Genomic DNA, 8,594 nt, shown 5'->3' on the forward strand with positions numbered 1-8,594 from the left:
GGCCACCACCAGGGCGGCCACCGCGCCCTCGCGGAACGCCCCCTCCCCCACCGCACGGCAGGCTTCGTGGGCAGGGGTGCCCTCGCCCGGCAGCGGCTGGACATCCCCCGGCCGTGGCGGTTCGAGGAGGCCCGCCAGGGACTGGGACTCCGTCAGCTCCCCTCGCTGGTAGCGGGCGATCAGCTCCCGGAAGATGGCCGCGTCGAAGCCGTCACGCGCGAGCCGGGGGTCATCAAGCGCTCCATCCACATCCGGGGTCTGGGTTTTCACGCGCCGGAGGATAGAGCGCCCTGCACCGAAACGCATGGCCCCCCACAGGCCCGGGTCAGTACGCGGGCTTCAGCAGCCCTTCGATGGTGTGATGCTGCACCACCGTCGTCAGCGCATCGACCACGCGGCAGGTGAGGTGCTCCCTGACGCGGGGTGGCAGGGACTCCAGGTAGCGCCGCGTCACCTGCAGGTCATGGTGGTTGGCGTTCGTCGCGTCCGGCGCATCCACGCCGACCACCAGCACCGGACGCGCTTGGTCCGAGCGGTTGGCGGTGCCCCGGTGGATCGTCAGGGCGGAGCGCGCGGAGATGTCGCCCATGCGCGGCAGCTTCTGGACCGCGCGGGAGATGTAGCGCGGCCAGAGCTCGCGAGGGGGGAACATGCCCTTGGCGCAGCCCTCGAACGCATCCCACTGCGTTCCGGGCGCGACCTCGAACGGCCCCATCTCCGGAAGGGTGTCCACGGCGGTCAGGTTGAAGGCCAGCGAGTTGAGGCGGCGGCCCTTCGTGGTGGCCTCCGGCGCGGCGAAGTCGCGGTGCCAGGGCTGGTCGGCCGCGCCCGGGAAGGGAACATCGAAGCCCACCTCGACGATGCGGTAGTCGGGCCCGAGCACCGTCTCGCAGACGGCGACGAACCACGGGTGGGTGACGATGTCCACGAAGCCTCGGATGCGCTCCGGGTGCACCTCCACGTACCAGCGCTGCGGCCCGCGAGCCAGCGCTCCGCCGGGGACCTTCTGGGCCTCGTCGAAGAGCAGCTCGATGTCCTCGCGCATCCGCGCCGCCCAGTCGCGTGGGAAGGCGCCCTTGAGGGCGATGATGCCGTCGCCGTAGAGGCCGCGCATGAGGTCGGCCGGTTCGTGGGTTCCCTGCGGTGCGTGCACGGTGGTCATGTTCCCTCGCTCACTTGCCGGTCAGCGACGGCGCGGCCACGGGGCCCGCCGAGGGCACCCCGCCCTCGACGCGAGGCCACCCGTCCTTCCACGTGAGCCGGTCCATCAACATCGGGCGGCGCACCGAGCGGTCCTTGCCGATGACCTCCTCGACGTAGGGACGCCGGAGGTCGATGGCGTGGTAGGCAATCCAGTCCTGTCCCGCGCGGTCGGTGAAGACGGAGTTGTGACCCGGTGCAATCCACGCCTCGCTCCGGCGCAGCACGGCGCTGTCGGGCGCGCCCGTCGCCTGCGCCAGCGTCTCGAAGGGGCCGGTGGGGGTGCGGGAGCGCGCCACCAGGGCGGCGTACTTCACCTCCTGCAGCGGGCCGTGGCAGCAGTTCTCGCCCGAATAGAAGAGGTAGTAGTAGTCGCCGCGCTGGACGACCCACGCGCCTTCGACCAGGGCCTGGAACGGGACGCCCTTGTCCGCGCGCACCAGCTCCGTGGGAGCGCTCCCCTTCTTGAAGGAGAGCCCGTCCGCCGCCAGCTCCTGCACGCGGATGGGTTGGAAGCCCGAGCCCCAGTAGAGGTACTTGCGCTTCGTGCGCGCGTCATCGAAGGCCATCGGGTCGATGTTGACGAAGGACAGCCCGCACACGAGCGGACGCCCGCTGTCGCGGAACGGGCCTTCGGGCTTGGACGCCGTGGCGGCGCCCAGACAGAAGACAGCCTCCGGGCTGTCCGCCGCGCCCTGCTCCTTCTTGAAGGCCGCCGCGCGCTCGGGGTCCAGGGTGGCGGAGAAGTACAGGAAGAAGCTGCGCCCGCGCCGGTGGACGTCCGGCGCCCAGAACATCTGCGTCGTCGAGGCCCACCTGGGCTTCACGGGCAGCGCGTCGCCCGCGCGCTCCCACTTCACCAGGTCCCGCGAGCGGGCCACCTGGACGTTCTGCACCTTGCCGTCGACGGTGCCCTGCGTGGCATACGCGTAGTACCAACCCCCGCCCGCGTCGAGGACGGTGGGGTCCGGGAAGTCCTCATCGAAGACAGGGTTGGAATAGGTCGCGGCGCTCAGTCCGGCGCCGAGGACCAGCAGGGGCAGCAGTCCCATCGGATGCTCCGTCAGGCAGGTGGGGAGAAGCGCTCTTCCACGAGGAACGGCTCACACACGCGGCCCTCCAGGTCCCGGAAGGCGACATGGCACTGGATGGCCCGGCGCTGGTCCCCGTCCTTGGAGTAGTCGGTGCCGTTGCGCCACACGTGCAGGTACATCGCGTAGAGGCCCTCGCCCACCCGCACGAACGAGGGGTGGCCCGGGCCATTCCACTGCCCGCCGAGCGCGGGGTTCCCGCTGTCGATGAGGAGCCGCTCGTCGCGCACCTCGTTCGCCAGCAGGTCCAGCTTCGCGATGTACGTGCGGTACTCGGCGTTGCCGAAGAAGCCCGCGCTGTAGAAGAGGTGGGATTGGCCGTCCTCGCTCAGCACGAACTGGCCCTCGATCAGGCCGTCGTGATGCGGGCCATTGGTGACGAGGACCTTCGCCGGGCCCAGGAGCGTGATGCGGCCGTCGGCCTCCTGCCGGAACTCGTGCGACAGGATGGGCGTGGGCGCCTTGTGGCGCTGCCCCGTCACCGGGTCCGTCCACTGCAGCCCGTTGCCGTCCACCTTGGTGAGCAGGAACGTCCGCTCCGTCCCTTGCGCGTCGATGGCCGCGGCCACGTGGCCGTCAATCATCCCGACCACCGGGTTCTCACCCGCGGGCCCGCCCGGGTAGCCGGGCGCCAGGTCCTTCACGCGGACGTTGATGTCCAGGTAGCCATGGTCCGTCCACTCACCGTCGATGGCGGTGGCCGTGGCGTAGGCGGAGCGCAGGATGCCGGCGCGGTCCCTCGCGGTGTAGTGCAGCGTGAGCAGCCCGTGGCGCACGTCGATTTCAGGGGCCCAGCGCGCCACGACGAGGTCCCGCGGAAGGTCCGGCGAGAGCGGGTCCAGTTCGCCGGCGTTCCACCACGCGGGCAGCCGCCCCTCGGGGAAGAGGGCACAGTGCTTCCCATCCTTCAGGTGAGGCACCCAGCGGCCACCGTCGAAGCGATACAGCCGGAAGGCGAACGGCTGATCATTGGTGGTGGCCATCAGCCAGAGGCCGGCGGTGCGCGCGCCCCCGGGGCTCGTCGCCGTCAACCGCAGCACGAAGGGGTCGGGCATCGTCTCGTCGAGGAGCGGCTCGGGAACCCGCGGCAGGTTCGCGACGATGTCGCCGAGCGTGCGCGTCGCGTCCGGCGGAAGAACGGAAGAAGTCATAGGGACACGTGATGCGAGTGGAGGCAAGGGAGCATGGGAGGCGGCTATCTGCGCCGGGAGCGGCGCAGGATGGCTGCGGCCGCCCGTTGGGAATCCGCCAGGGCCTTGTCCGGATCCTTCTGGACCAGCCAGGTGGAGTTCAGCTCGTTGACCAGCAGATCTCCGAGTGCACGCTGGTACTGGATGGGCGGCAGCGCCGTGGCGATGGTGGCGGTGCGCGTGTACTCCGCCCGGTGCGGCAGGGCCCGCATCCGCGCGCTCTGGAGCACCGAGGCGCGCACCGGCAGGTGCCCCGTCCGCGCCCACTGGAGGCTGTTGTCGTTGAGGAACTTCAGGAAGGTGAGCGCCGCCTTCTGCTTCGCGGCATCCGGCTTCGTCTGCTTCGGCATCACCCAGGTGTGGCTGTCGGACCAGACGGCCTCCCTGCCGTAGAGGGAAGGCATGTCACGCACGACGTAGTTCTTGAGGCCTGACTTCCCCGTCGCGGCCTGAGCCGCGTACGTGTCCACGCCCCAGGTGCCGTTCACCAGCACCGCCGCCTCTCCGGCGAGGAAGGCCTGCTGCGCGGAGGCGTAGTCGTGTTGGGGATTGGCGAAGCCTGCCGCGTAGAGCGCGTCGAGCAGGCGCAGCGCCTCCCGGCTCTCCTTCGACTCCAGCAGCGCCTCTTTCTTCTGCGCGTCCACGATGTTGCCGCCCTGCTGCCAGACCCAGGTGAGGTACTGCCAGGAGGGCATCGGGTCCGCACCGGAGGGGATGGCGAAGTAGGACTTGCCTGTCTTCGCCTTCATCGTCGCGGCGTGTTGCATCAACTCGGCGGGGCTTCGAGGCAGCTTCGGCTGGCCCTTCTCGTCCACGAGCCCCGCCCGGATGAACAGGTCGGCGTTGACGTGCCACAGCAGGGCGTGAAGGTCGAACGGCAGGGCCCAGACCTCGCCATTGGCGGTGACGCCCTCGCGCGCCGCCGGCACGAAGTCCGCGACGTCGATGCCCACCGCCGCGAAGTCCTTGCCCAGCGGCAGCAGGAGGTTGCGCACCTGGTAGTTCGGCAGGACGCTGCGGTGCATGACGGCGATGTCCGGCGGGGTGCGGCCCGCGACGTTGGCGCTCAGCCGGTCGTAGTAGACGCCCCACTCCACCGACTGCGTCTTGACGGTGATGCCGTCCGTGTTCTCCGCGTTGAACTTGTTGGTCAGCACCTGGACGATGCCGCACTCGCCCACCGCCTTCGACACGTCCGTGACGTTGGCGTACGCGTCGCTGCATCCGCCAAAGAAGCGGAACAGGGTGATTTCCGTCCCGGCCCGCGCGGCGGTGGTGCCAAGCATCGCGGCCAGCATCAGTGCTGGCAGTAGCGTCTTCATCTTCATGGGAGCGGCTCCGTTCGGCTACTTGCCGCCAGTGATGGCAATGCCTTGCACGATGTAGCGTTGGAACACGACGTAGAGGATGAGCATGGGGGCGCTGGCGAACACGGCCGACGCCATCAGGAACCCGAGCCCCTCCGACATCGCGAAGTTGCCCTGCAGCGAACCCAATCCAACGCTGAGCGTGTACATCTCCGGCTGCGTCGCGGTGACGACGGGCCAGAGGAAGTCGTTCCAGGCGAACAGGAAGGTGAAGATGCCCAGCGTCGTCAGCGCGGGGCGCGACAGCGGCAACATCACCGACCAGAAGACCTTGAAGCGGCCCGCGTTGTCGAGCTCCGCGGCCTCCTCCAATTCGCGGGGAACGGCCTTGAAGAACTGCGTCATCAGGAACACGCCCATCGGCCCCGCCAGACGGGGGGCGATGAGGGAGAAGTACGTGTTGTGCAGCTCCCAGTCCGCGAACATGGCGTGCAGGGGCACGAGGATGGCCTGCTCGGGCACCATGAGCCCGGCCATCACCAGCAGGAAGACGGCGCGGCGCCCCGGAAAGTCGATGCGGGCGAACGCGTAGCCGGCGAGCGACGACAGCAGCAGCGTGCTCGCCGTCATGCCCACGGCGACCACCAGGCTGTTGAGCAGCCAGCGCGGCGTCAAGGACACCCGCAGCAACGTGGCGAAGTGCTCCAGGGTGCGCGGCCAGGGGATGATGCCGTTCGTGGAGCGCACCAGCTCCTCGTTGGGCTTGAGCGACAGGGTCAGCACCCACAGCATCGGCATCATCCACACGAAGGCGGCGGCCACCACCAGGGCGAGGATGAGGCGGTCCGTCAGGGTCCGGTTCATCGCGTCACTCCCCTTCCTGCCGCGACAGGCGGAACTGCAGCAGCGCCACGCCGAACATCAGGACGAACAACACCGTGGAGATGGCGGAGGCGTAGCCGGAGCGCCAGTCGCGGAAGCTCGTCTCGTAGATGAGCTGCACCAGCGGCCGGGTGGAGTTGGCGGGCCCGCCGCGCGTCATCAGCAGCGGCTGGCCGAACACCTGGAGGTGCATCACCGTCTGGAGCACCACCACCAGCAGCGTGGTGCGCGCGAGCGCCGGAAGCGTGATGTGCCGCAGCACCGCCCACCGCGAGGCCTTGTCCAGCCGGGCCGCTTCGTAGACCTCCGGGGGGATCTGCTGGAGGCCGGCGAGGAAGAGCGCCATCGGGAGGCCGGCGGTCCACCACAGGGAGGTCACCATCAGCGCCGGCATGGCCCAGTCCTTGTCGGCCAGGAAGGCGATGGGCGCAAGTCCCACCGCGCGCAGGCCGTTGGCGATGAGGCCGCGGTCGGGGTTGAGCACCATGGCCCACACCAGGGTGACGACGGTGACGGAGAAGATGTTGGAGGCGAAGAAGACGGCCCGCAGCGCGGCGTAGATGCGCAACGGCTTCTGGAGCGCCAGGGCCAGCACCAGCCCCAGCAACGTCGCGGCCGGGGCCGTCATGGCGGCGAACTGCAGGGTGCGCTTGAGGGCCTCCCAGAAGTACGGATCGTCCCACAGCTCCACGTAGTTCAAGAAGCCGATGTACTCGCGAAAGTCCCCGACGATCTCCCAGTCGTGCAGGCTCATCCACAGGCCCAGCGCGAAGGGATAGAGCAGGAAGACGCCGTAGAAGAGGAGGAAGGGCGCCAGGAAGGCGTAGCCGGAGAGGGCGTTGCGATGGCGCGCAAGGCTTCCGTTGCGCGAGCCGGCCTCTGGAGCCTGGGCCGGGGTGACACTCGTGGCCTGGACACTCATGCGGCGCTCGCGGTGGCGGGCGGCAGGGCCATTCCATCCGCGCCAAAGAGCCGGCCATGGCCGGGTTCAATCGCAAGCGTCACCGTGTCACCGAGGCGGACAGCGCTGTCTCCCGTGTCGGTGGCGATGAGCGTGGCCCCGTCCGGCCCCACCACGTGCAGCAGCGTCTCGCGCCCCAGCCGCTCGATGGCCCGCGCCTGCCCCCGGAAGATGCCTTCCCCTGACGTCGGCCGGACGTGCTCGGGGCGGACGCCGAAGGTGACGGGCGCGCCCGCCGCCAGCGCGCGGCCATCCGCCGCGAGCTGGGCCCGGCCGCCCGGCAGGGCGACCTCCACCTGGCCAGGGCTGACGGCCATCACCCGCGCCTCGAGCAGGTTCATCTTGGGAGCGCCGATGAAGCCGGCGACGAAGGTGTTCGCGGGCGACCGGTAGACCTCCAGCGGCGTGCCCACCTGTTCAATGCGCCCGTCGCGGAAGACGACGATGCGGTCCGCCATGGTCATCGCCTCGACCTGGTCGTGGGTGACGTAGATGGAGGTGGCCTCCAGCCGCTGGTGGAGCTGCACCAGCTCCACGCGCATCTGCACCCGCAGCGCCGCGTCCAGGTTGGAGAGCGGCTCGTCGAAGAGGAAGACGTCGGGCCGGCGGACGATGGCGCGGCCGATGGCGATTCTCTGGCGCTGACCTCCGGACATCTGCGCGGGGCGGCGGTTGAGCAGGTGTTCGATCTGCAGCGTCTTCGCGGCGGCCGCCACGCGCTCGTCGATTTCAGCGCGCGGCGTGCCGATGTTGCGCAGGCCGAAGGCCATGTTGTCGGCCGCCGTCATGTGCGGATAGAGGGCGTAGTTCTGGAAGACCATGGCGATGCCGCGGTCGCCCGCCGGCGTGTCATTGACCCGGCGCCCGCCGATGGAAATCTCACCGCCGCTCACCTGCTCCAGGCCGGCGATCATCCGCAGCAGCGTGGACTTGCCGCACCCCGAGGGGCCGACGAAGACGATGAACTCGCGGTGTCGCAGCTCGAGCGAGACACCATGAATCACCGCCTGCGAGCCATATTGCTTGCGCACATCCCGAAGCAGCACATCCGCCATCGTTCACATTCCTGGGGGGCGGCAAGCGCCCCGGCACAGCGTCAGGGCCTCGTGGCCCCGGCGCTGGACTGACAAGAGGGATTCAGGACTCCACCCGGGGGCACGTCACACGACGCTCGTCCCCTCCGCGGCCTGGCACACGTAGCACTGCGGGGTGTTCCCCGTGGCCTGCGTGTACTTCGCGTGGACGCTCTGGACGAACGCTTCCGCCTGACCGGGGGCGACGAGGGCCACCGCGCAGCCGCCGAAGCCCGCGCCCGTCATCCGGGCCCCGAAGCAGCCCGGCTCCGCCCGTGCCAGCAGGACGATGGTGTTGAGCGCTTCGTTGGTGACCTCGAAGTCGTCGCGCAGGCTGTCATGGCTTGCGTCCATCAACCGGCCCAGCTGGATGAGGTCTCCGGCGCGCATCGCCTCCGCGGCCCGCACGGTGCGGTCGTTCTCCGTGATGACGTGCCGCGCGCGGCGGCGCACCAGCGGGTCCAGCTCCTGCTCCCGCTTCGAGAAGGTCTCCGCGTCCACATCCCGCAGCGCCTTGACGCCGAAGAAGCGCGCGGCGGCCTCGCACTGGCTCCGGCGCTCGTTGTAGGCGGAGTCCACCAGCCCCCGGCGCGTCCCCGTGTCGAGCACGACGACCACGGCGCCCGTGGGGAGCGGCACGGGCTGGAGCGACAGGTCGCGGCAATCAATGAGCAGCGCGTGGCCCTCGCGTCCGCCCGCGACGATCATCTGGTCCATGATGCCGGTGTTGAGGCCCATCCACTGGTTCTCCACGCGCTGGCCGAGCAGCGCCATGGTGGCCGGCTGCCACGGCAGGCCGCTCACCGTGGCGAAGGCACGCTGCGTGGCCAGCTCCACGGCGGCGGACGAGGAGAGCCCCGCGCCGCGCGGCACGTTCCCGCCCATCACCC

8 protein-coding genes and 1 pseudogene are annotated in these 8,594 nt (G+C 69.8%); all 9 read right to left on the reverse strand.

What is annotated here, in order from left to right; all coding sequences use genetic code 11:
• Positions 1–270, reverse strand: a pseudogene (locus D7W81_RS37100) (UTP--glucose-1-phosphate uridylyltransferase); the annotation flags it as partial.
• 55 nt (positions 271–325) lie between these two features.
• Positions 326–1,162, reverse strand: coding sequence for a phytanoyl-CoA dioxygenase family protein (locus D7W81_RS37105; RefSeq protein ID WP_120560101.1), 837 nt, complete (start codon positions 1,160–1,162; stop codon positions 326–328).
• A 10-nt stretch (positions 1,163–1,172) separates the two neighbouring features.
• Positions 1,173–2,252: a glycoside hydrolase family 43 protein gene (locus D7W81_RS37110; protein ID WP_120560102.1), complete on the reverse strand. Its 1,080-nt coding sequence runs from the start codon at positions 2,250–2,252 to the stop codon at positions 1,173–1,175.
• Positions 2,253–2,263: 11 nt separating this feature from the next.
• Positions 2,264–3,442 carry a glycoside hydrolase family protein gene (locus D7W81_RS37115; RefSeq protein ID WP_120560103.1) on the reverse strand — a complete coding sequence of 393 codons (1,179 nt, stop codon included), beginning with the start codon at positions 3,440–3,442 and terminating at the stop codon, positions 2,264–2,266.
• A gap of 44 nt (positions 3,443–3,486) precedes the next feature.
• Positions 3,487–4,809 (reverse strand): extracellular solute-binding protein, encoded by a 1,323-nt coding sequence (locus D7W81_RS37120; RefSeq protein WP_120560104.1) that lies wholly within the window; start codon positions 4,807–4,809, stop codon positions 3,487–3,489.
• Between the two features lie 18 nt (positions 4,810–4,827).
• Positions 4,828–5,652, reverse strand: a complete 825-nt coding sequence (locus tag D7W81_RS37125) for a carbohydrate ABC transporter permease (RefSeq protein WP_120560105.1) — start codon at positions 5,650–5,652, stop codon at positions 4,828–4,830.
• Between the two features lie 4 nt (positions 5,653–5,656).
• Positions 5,657–6,592: a carbohydrate ABC transporter permease gene (locus D7W81_RS37130; protein WP_120560106.1), complete on the reverse strand. Its 936-nt coding sequence runs from the start codon at positions 6,590–6,592 to the stop codon at positions 5,657–5,659.
• On the reverse strand, positions 6,589–7,686 hold the full coding sequence (locus tag D7W81_RS37135) for an ABC transporter ATP-binding protein (RefSeq protein WP_120560107.1): 1,098 nt from the start codon (positions 7,684–7,686) through the stop codon (positions 6,589–6,591). The genes D7W81_RS37130 and D7W81_RS37135 overlap by 4 nt, the downstream gene beginning before the upstream one ends.
• 105 nt (positions 7,687–7,791) lie before the next feature.
• On the reverse strand, positions 7,792–8,594 hold an 803-nt coding region (galK, locus tag D7W81_RS37140), incomplete at its 5' end, for a galactokinase (RefSeq protein WP_120560108.1).

Origin of the sequence: Corallococcus aberystwythensis, assembly GCF_003612165.1 — a bacterium.
GTDB classification, from domain to species: Bacteria; Myxococcota; Myxococcia; order Myxococcales; family Myxococcaceae; genus Corallococcus; species Corallococcus aberystwythensis.